Here is a 15,765-nt window from a genome sequence, read left to right as displayed (position 1 = left end):
TTTTACAATATTCGAAACATCGCTATCACATAAATCTAAAGCCACAGGAAACAACGCTTGCGCAGATGTTAAAGCCGATGCGTCGCTGCATTCAATAGTTTTATTTAAAGAAGCAATTTGAGTTGACCAAGTTGGTGCAAAAGTATCCTGAATCGTAATTACCTGGGTAAATATTGTTGAAGTATTCAAACAAACATCTTTTGCAATCCAAGTATTAGTATAAGTTCCTGAATTGGCACAAGATCCTGCTGTAAAATTCCCGATTGTTTTTGTGTACGTTACAGTTCCTCCACAATTATCGGTAGCAACCGGCGCTTGGTTTTGAGCAATTGTCAATCCCGCCGAATCACTGCATTGCAAAGCTGTATTCAAAGCTGTATTCAAAGCTGTTGCAGATGTTGACCAAGTTGGAGCAGAAGTATCCTGAATTGTAATTACCTGCGTAAAAGTGGTTGAAGTATTCAAACAAACATCTTTCGCAACCCAGGTATTCGTATAAGTTCCTGAATTGGCGCAAGATCCTGCTGTAAAATTTCCGTTAGTTTTTATGTACGTTACAGTTCCACCGCAATTATCGGTGGCAACCGGAACTTGATTTTGCGCAGTTGTCAATCCAGCCGAATCACTGCATTGCAAAGTTGTATTTAAAGCCGTTGAAGATGTTGACCAGGTTGGCGCAGAAGTATCCTGAATTGTAATTACCTGCGTAAAAGTGGTTGAAGTATTCAAACAAACATCTTTTGCAATCCATGTATTGGTATAAGTTCCTGAATTTGCACAAGAACCAGCAACAAAATTTCTGCTTGTTTTTGTGTACGTTACAGTTCCTCCACAATTATCAGTTGCAATTGGAGCTTGATTTTGAGCAGTTGTCAATCCCGCCGAATCACTGCATTGCAAAGCTGTATTCAAAGCTGTTGCAGATGTTGTCCAAATTGGCGCGGTAGTATCAATAATTGTAATTGTTTGTACCGAAGTACTATTTCCGCAACTTGTTGCAACTTTAAAAGTTCGGGTAACAATTGTTGGGCATGTTCCGGAAGCAACATCAGAATAAGAAATTGTATACGTTCCTATTAAAGCATTATTAGGCAATGTTCCTCCTGCGGTGGTCAATTGAGCCAGAGTTATATTGATACTTGCTGTACTATATTGAAGCCCAGTTATTGCCGACGTTCCGCATCCCGCAATATTTGCATTTGCAGGAGCTGTAAGTTCCGCCGCCGGACTAATAGAAACAGTAGATTCTGCTGAGGTTAATTCACAATTTGTAGCACCATTTTTTACTTTTACCTTATAAGCACCGCTAACAGTAACCAAAAGTGTAGCGGCAGTTTGTCCGCTTATGACATTTCCATCTTTATACCAAACATAAGTTGGCGAAGCAGCATTTGTAGTCGCCGTTAATGTTGTAGATCCGCACGCGGTTAAAACTCCTGTAATTACTGGCGCGCAAGGAACAAAATAACTCGGACTGCTGATTGCTTTTGAATCATTGGCACAAGAGGAATTTTGATAATTTAAAGTCGATGTGCTAACCGTTTGAGTTCCGCAAGCAGTTCCCGTAGGAGTTAATTGGTAGTTTAAAGTAATAGTTTCCGAATTTAAAAAATCAGTATTCCATGTAATTACCTGACCTGATAATGAAGCAGTTCCTTTACTTGTCGTAATCGAAGCAATTGTAAAACCGGGAATAACAGTTTCTTTTGTAATTAAATTTTGAGCAATCCATGAAATCTGAGTAGCAATCTGGTTGTATATCGCCGTTAAATTAGCGCCGCTTTGGGTTATAGAAGTCGGACTTCCCTGAATACCATCCAAAGTGAATTTGGCAATATTCTGATCGCTATTATTAGTATTAATATTGCCGCTGATACCTCCAAAAAGACCTACCGAAAAAACCTGATTATTATAAACAATACTTGATTTTGTTGTAGTTTTTGCATTTGTCGCAGCATTTATAGCATCATTAACACATTGGGATGTTTTGCTTACATTACAATTCGTATTTCCGTTTGTTCCAGTTACGTTAGTTACGCCATCCGTAAGTAAAATAATTGCCCTTGCCGTACTGCAATCAAAACGTCCGTTAGTTTCTAATTCAGTTTCAGATCTCACAATTCCCGCATAAATATTGGTGGAATTTGTCGCCTGTAAAGCATTAATTTGGTTGGTAATCAAAGTGACGCCCGCTGCATTTAAGTAAGTAAGTCCTATTTTTAAAGACGCAGTTGTACTGTAGGCAACAATCGCAATTCGGTTTTGAGGATTTGCTTTTGCCTGCGTCAGAAACGCTTTTGCAGCATCTTTAGCATAATCCATAGATGTTTTAAAATCTCCCGAAATCGTATTTCCCATACTTCCGGAAACATCAATTGCTAAAATTACGTCAGAGTTACGAGTAATAGGATTCGCGCCCGTAATATCAACTTTTACATTCACAATACCACAATTTGTTGCGTTCGCAGTTACCGTTTTGTTAGTTGTGATTGATTGTGCAAATCCAGATAAAGGCAGAAGAAATAATACAGTAAAGTATATTTTTTTGATATCTCGTAAATAATTGCTTAAAGAGAGTAATAGTTTTTCCATTTTAAATTATTTTAAGGGAATACTTGATCTTTTATTTTTAATCATTAACCGGATTAATGATATAAGTATGTAAAACAGTCGTAACAGAATAGTTCGAACAGTTTTTTGAAGTTGCAGTAATCTCATCACACGACCATTTTTGAATAGAAGTGCCATTTGGGATTGTAATATGGATGTAGAAATTCACAGATTGCCCCGCGTTTAAAGTAATTTCGCTAAGAGAATTCCTTTCAGAATCTATAAAATCTGTATTTACCGTTATATTTCCTGCTGTAGAACTTCCGTCAGTGTTAGCGCAGGAAGCATTAGTATTCTTTTTGCCCAGTATATAAGTATCTGTAAGTGAGCTGTTATTGGTAAGTACCATCGAATAGTACGTTCCGTCAAGCGGAGTGCTTCTGATATTTCCATTATTTTCAACAATCAATATACCATTGCACGAACCAGACTGAGCAAATGAAATTATCGGAATTAAAAAGAATAAGGCAAAAAGTTTTTTCTTAAAAATATTTCTGAAAGAAAAAATGAACTTACAATTATTAACAAATTTCACTGCTTTTTCAAGAGTAGTTTTAGTTCTCATAACTTAGGATTTTTGTTTGTGATATTTATAAAATTTTAACACAATCAAAGTTATATAGAGCAACTATTTTTGATTTTTTTTATCTGTAACTAACCTAAAAACTCGTTGAAACGTCATTTTTTTGTTAAATAACAGATTAAAAAGCAATTATTTTTGTGATTTCTAACAAATAAAAAAAGGAAGTTTCTTTCATTTTTGATTAAATATTCAAATTTTAAAATATTTTAAACGATTAATAATCAGTTATTTAGTTAATTTTTTATAAATATGCACAAATCGACTAAGTGTTTGGTTTTGTAGATGAAGAACACTTTTTATCAGATATTTAATTTTCAGTTTTTCGTGAATTTTAAATTTAAAAATTGAAATGTTCCTGTTAAAATTTAGAATAAATGTTAACAGAATTAAAAAAGTGGAAAGGTTTCACATTTCTTTTGTAAATTAGAAGTTCTATAAAAAAATGTTACCTCTTAAGAGGTATCTAAACCTTTAGCTTATGAAAAATTTAATTTTAATACGCCATGCAAAATCCAGTTGGGAAGCACCTTTAAAAGATTTTGACAGGCCTTTAATGAAAAGAGGAATTTTAGATGCTCATGATGTATCAGCAATCATTTCAAAATTTCTTCCTAAGACCTATATAATGTGGAGCAGCACTGCCGCACGAGCCTCAGAAACCGCACTTATATTTGCTCAAAATATTTCGTATCCTATAGAAAGTATAATATTTAAAGATGATCTTTATACTTTTGATGACAAACAGCTCGAAAAGGTTATTAAATCATGTGATAATAGTTTCGAAAGCGTTATTCTTTTTGGACATAACGAGGCTATTACAAATTTTGTTAATAAATTTGGGGATGTTTTTATCGAAAATGTTCCTACTTCCGGTTTTGTGTCCCTGCAATTTGAGGCAGAAAGCTGGAATACCATTAATAAAGGTAAAACACATAAAACAATTTTCCCCAAAGATTTAAAATAAATAAAGTGTACGAACAGAAATATATCGATAGAGAAAAAAGTTGGTTAGCGTTTAATGCCAGAGTTCTTCAGGAAGCGGCAGATAATACGGTTCCGCTTTTAGACAGACTACGTTTTGTTGGGATTTTTTCCAATAATTTAGATGAATTTTTTAGAGTTCGTTATGCCGCAATCAGACGATTAAGCCTTTCGGGAATTTCCGGTGAAAAATATCTGGGAGGAGTTTCTGCACATCAGTTAATTAAGGATATTACCGAAATCGTGATTCAGCAGCAATCTGAAAGTTTACGTATATTAGGCAATATCGAAGCAGAACTTGAAGCTGAAAACATCTTCATGATCAATGAAAATGAAATTACAGCCGATCAGGAAATTTTTCTAAAAGATTTTTTTACCCAAAGATTAAGTCCGGAATTAGTTACGATTATCTTAAATGATCTTGCCGAATTTCCAATTCTGAAAGATACTTTAGGATATCTCGCCGTTCGTTTAGAAATGAATACAAACGATGAAGTTCGTTACGCCGTAATCGAAATTCCTAAAACAATAAACAGGTTTGTTGTCCTGCCATCGCACGACGATAAACATTATGTTATTTTAATTGATGACGTAATAAGATATAATCTAAAAAACATATTTAATATTTTTGATTATAAAAGTGTTTCCGCACATATGATCAAAATTACACGAGATGCACAATTAGATATTGATAGTGATTTGAGTAAAAGTATGCTCGAAAAAATCGCAACATCAGTAAAAGACAGAAGAATAGGAGAACCCGTTCGTTTTATATATGATAATTTAATCGAAGAAGATACATTGCAATTCTTCCTTGATAAAATGAAAATCGTAGAAATGGACAGTATTATTCCCGGCGGAAGATATCATAATCGTCGTGATTATATGAATTTCCCCAATTTAGGAAGATATGATTTACTCTACAAACCAAACGAGCCATTACCAATTCCCGGATTAAGTTTGGGAGGAAGCATTCTGGAAAAAATCAGCAAGAAAGATTATTTATTACACGCTCCATATCAGTCATTTTCATATTTGACAAAATTTTTGCGTGAAGCTGCTTTAGATCCAAAAGTAACCAGTATAAAAATTACCTTATATCGTTTGGCTAAAAATTCGCAAATCATTAGTTCACTGATTAATGCCGCGAAAAACGGAAAAAAAGTAACCGTACAAATCGAACTTCAGGCACGTTTTGATGAAGCAACAAATATCTCGTACGCAGAGCAAATGCAAACCGAAGGAATTAATTTAATCTTTGGAATAAAAGGCTTAAAAGTGCACAGCAAAATTTGTGTTATCGAAAGAGTTGAAGATGAAAAAACACGTCGATACGGATTTATTTCAACAGGAAATTTCAATGAATCAACAGCGAAAATTTATACAGATGTCACACTTTTTACCTGTCATCAGGGAATTTTAAAAGACATTTGTAAAATATTCGAATTTTTTGATATCAATTACAGAGTACACAGATACAAACATTTAATAGTATCGCCACATTATACCCGAACAAAATTCATAAAATTAATTGATCGTGAAATCCTGCACGCTTTGGCAGGAAGAAAAACACACATCAAATTAAAAATGAATAGTTTATCTGATTTTAAAATGATCGATAAATTATACGAAGCCAGTAATGCAGGAGTAAAAATCCAGCTTCAGGTAAGAGGCATTTGTTCCCTGATTCCTGGAATTCCCGGAATGAGCGAAAATATCGAAGCCATAAGTATTGTAGATAATTATCTTGAACATACAAGAGTTTATATTTTTGGGAATGCCGGTTTAACCGAAGTTTACATATCATCAGCAGATTTTATGACCAGAAATCTTGACGGAAGAGTTGAGGTAACCTGTCCAATTTATGATCTTGAAATAAAGAAAGAACTAATTGATAATTTTAGTATTGCATGGAAAGGGAATGTAAAAGTGAGATATCATTCCTATAAATTAGACAACAAATACAAACCACGAAATCATCATGCCCCATTTAGAGCTCAACTGGAAACCTATAAATATTACCAAAATAAAGTTTTGTTGTCAGAGCAGATTCCACAAAAAATAAATTAAAAATAAAATTCAAATCATAAAGTGAGCATGATTAATATAAAAAAACTTGCAGCAATAGATATCGGTTCAAATGCCATGAGGCTTCTGATATCCAATGTTGTAGAACAAGATGGCAAAGAACCGCAATTCAATAAAAGTTCGCTTGTTCGTGTGCCAATCCGTTTGGGACAAGATGCCTTTACAGTAGGAGAAATTTCAGAAGAAAATATAGATCGAATGGTTGATGCCATGAAAGCATTCAATCTTTTAATGAAAGTACATAAAGTAGAACGTTATATGGCGTTTGCCACTTCGGCAATGCGTGAAGCCTATAATGCCAAAGAAGTTGTCGCTATAATCAAGAAAAAAGCCGACATAAAAATCGAAATTATTGATGGTAAAAAAGAAGCAGCAATTATTGCTTCAACAGATTTACATCATCTTTTAAAAACAGACGAAACCTATCTTTTTGTAGATGTTGGCGGTGGAAGTACAGAGTTTACTTTATTCTCTGACGGAAAACTGGTTAATTCAAGATCTTTCAAAGCCGGAACAGTTCGTTTATTAAACAATATGGTTCACGATGTTGTTTGGGATGAAATCGAAAAATGGATTAAAACCAACACCGCAGGTTATGAGGAAGTTACCTTGATTGGTTCTGGAGGAAACATTAATAAGTTGTTTAAAATGTCCGGAAAACAACAGGAAAAACCACTTTCATACATTTATATTAATTCGCAATATGCGTTTTTAAATTCATTGACTTACGAACAAAGAATCGCAGAATTAGGATTAAACTCTGATCGCGCCGATGTTATTATCCATGCCACGAGAATTTATCTGAATGCCATGAAATGGAGCGGAGCACGCCAAATTTACGTCCCAAAAATCGGGCTTTCTGACGGAATCGTAAAAGCAATGTACTACGGTAAAATCTAGTAAGATAGATATAAGAAGAAAGAATTTTTCGCCACGAATTTCACGAATTTTCACAAATTAATATTTGCATATTCAGTATAAAAAATTCGCGAAAATTCGTGGAATTCTTGGCAAACTTTTTTTTACTAAGATAAAAACTTAAAAAATAAATGAACAAAACAAGACTCGAAGCCTTTAGCGATGGTGTATTAGCCATTATTATTACCATTATGATTTTAGAAATAAAAGTTCCGGAAGGACACGAGTTTGCCGATTTAAAACCGCTGATTCCTAAATTTCTAAGTTATATTTTGAGTTTTATTTATGTTGGAATTTACTGGAACAATCACCACTATTTATTTCACGGATTATCAAAAGTCAACGGAAAAGTATTGTGGAGCAACTTACATTTACTTTTCTGGTTATCCTTAATTCCCGTTTCAACAGGTTGGATGGGAGAACACAATTTCGCAAAAGCCTCAATGACATTATATGGCGGAGTATTATTTTTATCTTCTGTAGCTTATTTTATTTTACAGAAAATTGTAATTAACAACGAAGGCGAAAACTCCATATTAGCAAAAGCAATTGGACGAGATGTAAAAGGAAAAGTATCTTCAATTTTATACGTAATCGGAATAATTTCTTCCTTTTATAACGAATGGATTGCCGGCGCAGCTTACTTTATTGTTGCATTATTATGGTTAATTCCCGATAAAAGAATAGAACGCGCTTTTGAATCTAAAAATTAATTCTTTTTAATGATTTAATTCCTATTATTAAAAAGCTCCATCGGAGCGATATATTTATAGAAAAGAAGATCAGATCCCTGGCAAAGCTCCAGCGGAGCGACATATTTATAGAAAGATCAGATCCCAACCAAAGCTCCAGCGGAGCGATATATTTATAGAAAGATCAGGTCTCAACCAAAGCTCAATCGGAGCGATATATTTATAGAAAGATTTGATCCCAGCCAAAGCTCCAGCAGAGCGACATATAATAATATAGTTTTCAACCCTAAATAAATATTTTTTTTCCTTATAATGAAATCAGTTTTTCAATCCATTCACGTTTTACCTCAAAATGAATTAGATCAGTTAGATGATTTAATCACTTTTAAAACACTCAAAAAAGGCGAACTTTTATTGAAAGAAAATCAGGTTTGCAATGAAATTGTCTTTATCAAAAAAGGAATTTTGCGATCGTATTTTTTCAATCATCAGGGCGATGAAATCACGAATTGTTTTGCTTTCGAAAACGAATTTATGGCATCATTTTCCAGTTTTATAACACAAAATGTTGCCGAAGAAAACATTCAGGCATTATCAGATACCGAGTTGCAAGTCATAAAACGTGAAAGTTTAGAAAAGCTTTATAAATTAGGTATCCATTGGCAGGAAATAGGGCGTAAACTAACTGAAATGGAATATGTAACGCTTCAAAAACGAATGATTTCTTTTCAGAAATTGTCAGGAACGCAACGTTATGAAGAACTTTATAAACACCATAAAAAATACCTTCAATTAATTCCGTTACAATATTTAGCATCGTATTTAGGCGTTACGCCAAGACATTTAAGCCGAATCAGAAAAGCGATTTTATAGGACATTTGTCCGGTAACAATTTTCATTGGAATACTATTTTTGTAAAAAGGAAACACATGAAAAAAATACTTATTATAAACGGACACCCAAACGCGTCAAGTTTCAATTTTGCAATAGCCGAATCTTATCTAAAAGGCGCAATCGCTTCAGAAGCAGAAGTTGAAACGATTACAATTGCTACACTAAAATTCAATCCGAATCTACAATTTGGTTATCAAAAACGAACCGAATTAGAACCTGATTTATTAGAATCGTGGGAGAAAATTAAAAAAGCAGATCATTTAGTTTGGATTCATCCGGTTTGGTGGGGCGGACTTCCCGCAATTACAAAAGGATTTATAGATCGTTTGTTTTTACCCGGAATGGCATTTCAATACCGAGAAAATTCGGTTTGGTGGGATAAATTACTAAAAGGAAAAACGGCACATATTATTACAACATTAGATCAGCCAGGTTGGTATTACAGATTTTTTTATGGAAGACCAAGTGTCAATCAATTAAAGAAATCAGCTTTAGAATTCTGCGGCATAAAACCCGTAAAAGTTACTTACATCGGAATTATAAAAGGTTCTGAAGATGCTCAAAGAAAAAAATGGCTTGAAAAAGTTTACGATTTTGGAGTAAGAAATAAATAAAAATGTTCGCCACGAATTTCACGAATTTACACGAATTAATTTTTACACATTCCACATAAAAAATTAGTGAAAATTCGTGAAATTCGTGGCGAAAAAAATCAATAATATTCGCGCCATTACACATGAAAAATTCGTGAATTCGCGGCTAAAAAAGTCAATGTAAAATCTTAAGTATGTAAATCAAGTCCAAAAGTATTACGCAAAAGTTCAATGTTTGGATTCAGTTCTAATAAGCGATTGTATCTGTCCTGGTCGTTTAAACTTCTTTTACTTTCTACTGCTTCATTTACATTAACATGAATTGTGATGTCGTGATTGTGTAAATGACCTTTTAAATGTCCTAAAAGCCCATTAATCTGACTTTCAAAGTCTAATTTAGAACCTTCATTTGGTAATTCAAGCGTAATCTTGGTTCCGTCTAAAGTAGGATCGTTAATAAGTAATAACGATTCCATGATTTTCAAACCTTTGTCACCTAAACGCTGCGCATATTTATTCCATTCTACTAACATTTCAGTCTCAGTAAATTCTTCCGTTGGCATTACCGACGTAGGTTTTACATAAGATTTAGTGCTTGCTTCCAATTCTTTTTTCTTACGAATACTCGATAATGAAAAAGCAGAAATTTTAGGTTCGCTGCTTGGCTGTTGTAAGTTTTGAGTTACCGGTTTTGAGTTATGAGTTTCACTAATTGGTGCTTCAGTAACAATAGCTTCTGAAGCTTTATTCTCAATATTAGAATTTTCATTGTCATTTTGCTTGACATTGATTTTTTCTACTTCCGTATTTGGAATTTGGGATTTATTATTTGGGATTTCAGTAATTGAATGTCCATTATTTCTATAATAAGTAGGCGGAATTATGAATTGCTCAGCTTTTTTTTTTCTCCATCAAAAGTGATAGAGGCCAATTGCATCAGGCATAATTCAACTAAAAGACGCTGATTCTGACTTAATTTATACTTTAAATCACAGTCATTTGCAGTGTCAATTCCTTTTAATAAAAATTCCTGAGAGCATTTTTGAGCTTGTACGCCATACATTTGCTGTGCTTGTTCGCCTACTTCAAGTAAAGAAATTGTCGCCGGAGTTTTGCTTACCAATAAATCTCTGAAATGCGAAGCCAGACCGGCAATAAAATGATGTCCGTCAAAACCTTTTGACAAAATATCATTGTAAGCCAATAAAAGATCCGGAATTTTATTTTCTAAAAGTAAATCAGTAATACTAATGTAGGTTTCGTAATCTAAAACGTTAAGGTTTTCGGTTACAGCCTGACGCGTTAAGTTAGTTCCGCAATACGAAACTACACGGTCAAAAATAGATAAAGCATCACGCATTGCACCATCTGCTTTTTGAGCAATAATGTGCAAAGCATCATCTTCAAAATTGATTCCCTGACTTGTTGCAACTTCTGCTAAATGTTCTTTAGCATCTTTTACGGTAATTCTTTTAAAATCAAATATCTGACAACGAGATAAAATCGTTGGAATAATTTTGTGTTTTTCTGTTGTTGCTAAAATAAAAATAGCATGTTTTGGCGGTTCTTCCAATGTTTTCAAAAAAGCATTAAAAGCTGCCGAAGACAACATATGAACCTCGTCAATAATATAGACTTTATATTGCCCCGTTTGTGGCGGGATTCGAACCTGATCAATCAGACTTCGAATATCATCAACCGAGTTGTTTGAAGCAGCATCTAACTCAAAAACGTTAAAAGCAAAATCTTCGTTTGGATCATCATATCCCGGCTGATTTATTTTACGGGCCAAAATACGTGCGCAAGTCGTTTTTCCAACTCCACGAGGTCCTGTAAATAAAAGGGCAGAAGCAAGGTGATTGCTGTCAATAGCATTCAGCAAAGTGTTGGTAATGGCTTTCTGACCTACAACATCCTTAAAGGTTTGTGGGCGATACTTACGAGCCGATACTACAAATTGTTCCATATTCTTTTTATTCGATAGCAAATATAGGCTGAAATTTACCAAATCACAAATCTGAAATTCATAAATATTCAACTGATTTTTGAGTGTTTTGAATATGAGAAAGTAAGGAGGAATTTTAATACAGGCTTGAGGAAATTGAACGCTGATAAAAACGGATTCGCTAAAGCGAAAACGCGGATTCATACGGATTTTTTTTCTTTTTAGACTTGTCTTCCTGAGCGGTCCCGACGCTTCGGGAGAAGGATCGCAATTATTTTCGACAATAAAAGTTTTTGCCTGGAACGAAATAATCTCATGGAGTTTAATTTAAAAAAAATATTCTTTGCGATTTTTAATTGGCTTAAAATACTATGATAACAACATATAATTTAATTTATGATGAAAAAGAATTATTTTAGCAACAACCAAAACAAACTAACCTTATTAAAATGGAAAAAATATTTTATAAAATTTTAAAATTAAAACCTTCAACTTTAGCGATATTATTACTATTAGTTCCTTTTCTTTCAATGACAATCACAGCAATAATCACCATTATATTATTGTTTACAGATTTTGAATTTATCTTTCCATTATTTACTATTTCCATTACAATAGACGTTTTAATTTATTTAATTTGGACTTGGGCTATTGTTTATTATGTTGAAGAAAAGGAAATTTTAGATAAGCTGTATTTTAAAATTTCATATTGGATATTTTTTTCCTATTGTATCGTTCAGTTTACATTAAATCTCGAACTTGATATCACCCATAAACAAGTTTTATTAGATAATTCTATTTGGACAATTTTAGGAATAATAGCAGGTTTGTATACTTTGATAGTATTTGCCAGTTATATTTATCTTAGCTATTTTGTTTCAAAAAAATTAACGCTGTTGCTTAAGAATGATCGAATTCCTAATTTTTTATACTTTGCCGGAGCATGGTGTTTTCCTGTTGGTATTCCATTTTTGCAAGGTAAATTATTAAAGGAAAAGACCATTTTTGATATAATTTCTAAATAGTCCATTACTCCAATTTGCGCTAGTGTTCTCGCTCGTGAACACAAAATTATGTGACGCAACATGAATAGAATTAATCACTTATAATTAATTGTAATGAAAAAACTAGTGATAACCGGAATGATAGTTCTTGGAATTTTTGTTCTTTTCTTTGGATTAATTATTCTTTATTTTCTGAATATATTTAATTTCAATTTTTAGTTCCGCCTGATGCGAATGTTGCGTTAGAAAACATAATCTAAATAAAATTCCAAAATAAGATCCATGCAACAATTTAATTTCAAAAATAATATTCTAAATCTTAAAGTCAAAAAATCACCATTGGCAGTTAGAATTGTAATGTTCTTTTTCGCTTTTGCTTTCTTTATTTTTCCTGTACTAGAAACTATTGTAGGTGTTTTAACTGGTGGCGGAATGCAAATTGGCTATTTCATTGGTATAGGAATATTTGGACTCATGGGATTTTATCTTCTTCGAGTTGCATTATGGAATACATACGGCGAAGAAAATATTGAAATATTAGATAATAAAGTTAGTTACGAAGCAAATTATGGCTGGTTTAAAGAGGATAAAAAAGAAATGGGAATCACCTCTCCAAAATATTCTTTTAAATCGGCTGGATATGAAGAAGATAATGAAGGTGTCTTCGTTATTTATTCTGAAAGTTCTCAATTAGAATCTGTTGTAAAAATGCCAATCACAGACTTGGAAGCATTATTATTTATTTTAGAACCAACAAAAATCGTATAAAGATTTAATTACAATTAAGAATATAATTTAATATGAAAACTCCAAACCCAATCATAACCGTTAACGAAACCGAAGGTCAAAAACTAAATATTGCAGGAGGAAATTACAGAATCATAATTTCGGGAAAACAAACTGATGGAGAGTATGCTGTAATCGAAATGTCGGTTCCTCCGGGAGCGGGACCAAATCCACATTCGCATGCTGATTTTGCGGAGACTTTTTATGTTTTGGAAGGGGAAGTTTCTTTTAAATCTGAGTTGGGAAGTTATGTTGCTAAGAAAAATTCGTTTATCAATATCCCAAAAGGCGGAATTGTTCATGGTTTTAAAAACCGGAGTAATGAAACGGCTAAATTATTATGCACCGTAACTCCGGCAGGATTAGATGATTTGTTTGAAGAAATGGCAGAATATATGGAAACAGCTTCTTTAGAAAATGAATCGAATAAGAAAGAAAAAATAAATACTCTTTTTAAAAAATACGGTCAGACTATTTTTCCTGAGAATTACCTTGATTAGATAATTAATATTGATCAACATAATAGTTATTTCAATTTCAAATAAAAAAAATATAAAATTGTAGGATTATTATGTAATATTTGTTGTTTTAATTCGTTTAACTTTATTAGTAATTAATTAAAAATATCAATTATGAAGATTAAATCAGTTTTATTAGGAATGGGTCTTGCGATTTCGTTAGTAGCTTGTGGACCAAAAGATGCAGATATTCAAAAGGAAATCAGTGCAAAATTAAGCAGTACGCCCGAAGTACAAGTTTCAGTTCAGGACGGTGTTGCAACAATTTCAGGAATTTGCAAAGATGATGCATTAAAGCAAAATGTTGAAAGTTCTATTAAAGAAATTAAAGGAGTAAAATCTGTAGTGAACAACTGTCAGATTGTAGCGCCGGAAGAAACTGCGGCAGCTGCGGTTATTATTAGCCCGGATACTGAATTAGATAAAGCGGTACACAAAGTAGTAGATACTTATAAAGGTGTAAGTGTAACGGTTGTAGGCGGTGTTGTAACGCTTTCGGGAGAAATTAAAAAAAGCCAATTGCCAAACCTGATAAAAAGCATACAGGAATTAAAACCTAAAAAAGTCGATAACAAGTTAACTATTAAATAAGGATATATCATGAGTTTAAAAGATAAATACAAAGAGTTAACGGATCTGGCTACTAATTTAGGAATCGCTAATTTGCAGATAAGAGAGCAGGATAATGTTTTATATATTGATGGTACAGCAAAATCAGCAGATGATAAACAAAAAATTTGGGACGCTTACGGAAAAATTGATCCTGACTTTAGAGCGGGTGATGTAGTAATGAATATTGAAGTTACCGAAGTCGCAACAACTGAATATACTATTGCAAGTGGTGATTCTTTATCAAAAATAGGAAAAGCACATGGAGTTTCATGGGAATCAATTTTTGAAGCCAACAGAGATATTATTAAAAATCCTGACCTGATTCAACCAGGTTGGAAAATAAAAATACCAACAGTATAATTTTTATTAGCTGTTATTGAAAGTCTGTCATTTTATGATGGACTTTTTTTATGGATTATTTACTCGGATATAAAGCAAATAAACATATTCTTTTTATCAGATTATTTCTAATACTGAAATTGAAATCGTCAGGATTCTTCATGCAGGAATGGATTTAAAAAGTAAATTGTAAAGTTGTACCGTAAAGACTTAGGATATAAATAAAAACTTTTTATAAATCCTAAAATCTTAGCCCTGATAGGAGCGATATCCTTTTATTTTTTTTCTTTATAAAAATAAAAGATATAGCGGATAGCAGGAAATAGCTCCTGAAAATCAACATAATTATAATTGAAAGTTTGAAAATAACAGGTTTAAATGCGTAAAAATTATTTTTGTCGCTGAGTTTAAAGATTTCTTCAAACTCAGCGACTTGTTATTTATCTTCCTTTAATGGTCAAATCATTTAAAAGCATTGCAGTTTCCTGATCTGAGTCGGCGGAAAAGCCTGCTACATACACGCCTTTTTTGCCTGATGTTGATTTAATTCCGTATACAACTGCCTCATCGCCAGGGTCTGATTCCCCTTCGTATCGATACACATGAACAATTTCAAATTTTTCAGGATTTTTTTTAATCAGATCTGAGTTCAGATTAAAATCACATGTAAATCCTTTTTCATGAAGTTGATCTAAAGCTTTTGAAACAGTTGCGTAGTGATACATTCTTGTCATGATAATTGAATTTTAAAATTATGGATTTTAAAGATAACTAATTTAAAATTAAATCGTTGCGTATTTTAAGCGAAAATCTAAAATTTAAAATCATTATTATTAGTGTATAAATCGCTACTTTTGCCGCGCAGACCGCCTTATCGTCGCTCAATTCGTTGGGGGGAGGAAAGTCCGGACACCAGAGAGAAGCATAGCGGGTAACACCCGTCGGCGTTAGAAATAGCGCAAGGACAAGTGCAACAGAAAGTATGTACAGGTAATGCTGTAGTGAAACCAGGTAAACTCTATGCGGTGAAATACCAAGTATATCAGCATTTAAGGCTTCTCGTCCGTTGTTGAAGGGTAGGTAGCTTGAGTTCCGTAGTAATGCGGAATCTAGATAAATGATAAGGCTCTGATTTATCAGGGACAGAATCCGGCTTATAGGTCTGCATTTTTTATATATTTGTGAAATACCTAATCTATTTT

Annotated in this window: 16 protein-coding genes and 1 other RNA gene; 12 read left to right on the top strand and 5 right to left on the bottom strand. The window is 33.1% G+C overall.

From position 1 onward, the window contains the following. Both ACHZDT_RS13565 and ACHZDT_RS13560 read right to left on the bottom strand, forming a co-directional pair. The coding region (locus tag ACHZDT_RS13565; protein ID WP_394775164.1) for a VWA domain-containing protein at positions 1-2,592 on the bottom strand (2,592 nt) is incomplete at its 3' end. A 37-nt stretch (positions 2,593-2,629) separates the two neighbouring features. Next, positions 2,630-3,175, bottom strand: a complete 546-nt coding sequence (locus tag ACHZDT_RS13560) for a hypothetical protein (protein ID WP_394775163.1) — start codon at positions 3,173-3,175, stop codon at positions 2,630-2,632. Between the two features lie 496 nt (positions 3,176-3,671). Between ACHZDT_RS13560 and ACHZDT_RS13555 the strand changes: the two genes are divergently transcribed. The 6 genes from ACHZDT_RS13555 (at position 3,672) to ACHZDT_RS13530 (ending at position 9,380) form a co-directional block, all read left to right on the top strand. After that, positions 3,672-4,157, top strand: coding sequence for a SixA phosphatase family protein (locus ACHZDT_RS13555; RefSeq protein ID WP_394775162.1), 486 nt, complete (start codon positions 3,672-3,674; stop codon positions 4,155-4,157). A 5-nt stretch (positions 4,158-4,162) separates the two neighbouring features. Further along, positions 4,163-6,244: a polyphosphate kinase 1 gene (ppk1, locus tag ACHZDT_RS13550; RefSeq protein WP_394775161.1), complete on the top strand. Its 2,082-nt coding sequence runs from the start codon at positions 4,163-4,165 to the stop codon at positions 6,242-6,244. Between the two features lie 27 nt (positions 6,245-6,271). Continuing rightward, positions 6,272-7,162, top strand: coding sequence for a Ppx/GppA phosphatase family protein (locus ACHZDT_RS13545; protein WP_394775160.1), 891 nt, complete (start codon positions 6,272-6,274; stop codon positions 7,160-7,162). Positions 7,163-7,311: 149 nt separating this feature from the next. Next, positions 7,312-7,893 (top strand): TMEM175 family protein, encoded by a 582-nt coding sequence (locus ACHZDT_RS13540; protein WP_394775159.1) that lies wholly within the window; start codon positions 7,312-7,314, stop codon positions 7,891-7,893. Between the two features lie 291 nt (positions 7,894-8,184). Beyond that, on the top strand, positions 8,185-8,745 hold the full coding sequence (locus ACHZDT_RS13535; protein ID WP_394775158.1) for a Crp/Fnr family transcriptional regulator: 561 nt from the start codon (positions 8,185-8,187) through the stop codon (positions 8,743-8,745). A gap of 56 nt (positions 8,746-8,801) precedes the next feature. Next, complete coding sequence (locus ACHZDT_RS13530) at positions 8,802-9,380, top strand: NAD(P)H-dependent oxidoreductase (RefSeq protein WP_394775157.1); 579 nt, start codon at positions 8,802-8,804, stop codon at positions 9,378-9,380. Between the two features lie 167 nt (positions 9,381-9,547). Here ACHZDT_RS13530 and ACHZDT_RS13525 read toward each other — a convergent pair whose 3' ends face one another. Continuing rightward, entirely contained in the window at positions 9,548-9,964 is a 417-nt protein-coding gene (locus ACHZDT_RS13525) for a DNA polymerase III subunit gamma/tau (protein WP_394775156.1), read from the bottom strand. Positions 9,965-10,239: 275 nt separating this feature from the next. Continuing rightward, entirely contained in the window at positions 10,240-11,325 is a 1,086-nt protein-coding gene (gene dnaX, locus ACHZDT_RS13520; protein WP_394775155.1) for a DNA polymerase III subunit gamma/tau, read from the bottom strand. 428 nt (positions 11,326-11,753) lie between these two features. Here dnaX and ACHZDT_RS13515 point away from each other — a divergent pair, with 428 nt between their 5' ends. The 5 genes from ACHZDT_RS13515 to ACHZDT_RS13495 all read left to right on the top strand — a co-directional run bounded on the left by ACHZDT_RS13515 (position 11,754) and on the right by ACHZDT_RS13495 (position 14,584). Continuing rightward, positions 11,754-12,329 carry a hypothetical protein gene (locus ACHZDT_RS13515; RefSeq protein WP_394775154.1) on the top strand — a complete coding sequence of 192 codons (576 nt, stop codon included), beginning with the start codon at positions 11,754-11,756 and terminating at the stop codon, positions 12,327-12,329. A 261-nt stretch (positions 12,330-12,590) separates the two neighbouring features. After that, on the top strand, positions 12,591-13,076 hold the full coding sequence (locus ACHZDT_RS13510; protein ID WP_394775153.1) for a hypothetical protein: 486 nt from the start codon (positions 12,591-12,593) through the stop codon (positions 13,074-13,076). A gap of 32 nt (positions 13,077-13,108) precedes the next feature. After that, positions 13,109-13,594, top strand: a complete 486-nt coding sequence (locus ACHZDT_RS13505; RefSeq protein WP_394775152.1) for a cupin domain-containing protein — start codon at positions 13,109-13,111, stop codon at positions 13,592-13,594. 132 nt (positions 13,595-13,726) lie between these two features. After that, positions 13,727-14,203 (top strand): BON domain-containing protein, encoded by a 477-nt coding sequence (locus ACHZDT_RS13500; protein ID WP_394775151.1) that lies wholly within the window; start codon positions 13,727-13,729, stop codon positions 14,201-14,203. A gap of 9 nt (positions 14,204-14,212) precedes the next feature. Beyond that, positions 14,213-14,584, top strand: coding sequence for a LysM peptidoglycan-binding domain-containing protein (locus tag ACHZDT_RS13495; RefSeq protein WP_394775150.1), 372 nt, complete (start codon positions 14,213-14,215; stop codon positions 14,582-14,584). 419 nt (positions 14,585-15,003) lie between these two features. Here ACHZDT_RS13495 and ACHZDT_RS13490 read toward each other — a convergent pair whose 3' ends face one another. Beyond that, entirely contained in the window at positions 15,004-15,297 is a 294-nt protein-coding gene (locus tag ACHZDT_RS13490) for a hypothetical protein (RefSeq protein ID WP_213298310.1), read from the bottom strand. A gap of 124 nt (positions 15,298-15,421) precedes the next feature. On the opposite strand from ACHZDT_RS13490, the gene rnpB reads away from it, so the two are divergent. Then, positions 15,422-15,736: RNase P RNA component class A (gene rnpB, locus ACHZDT_RS13485), an RNA gene on the top strand. The last annotated feature ends 29 nt before the right edge of the window (positions 15,737-15,765 follow it).

Origin of the sequence: Flavobacterium sp. (assembly GCF_043722275.1) — a bacterium.
GTDB lineage: Bacteria > Bacteroidota > Bacteroidia > Flavobacteriales > Flavobacteriaceae > Flavobacterium.
Note: the sequence above shows the minus strand (reverse complement) of the source record. Positions and strands in the feature narration are given on the sequence as shown.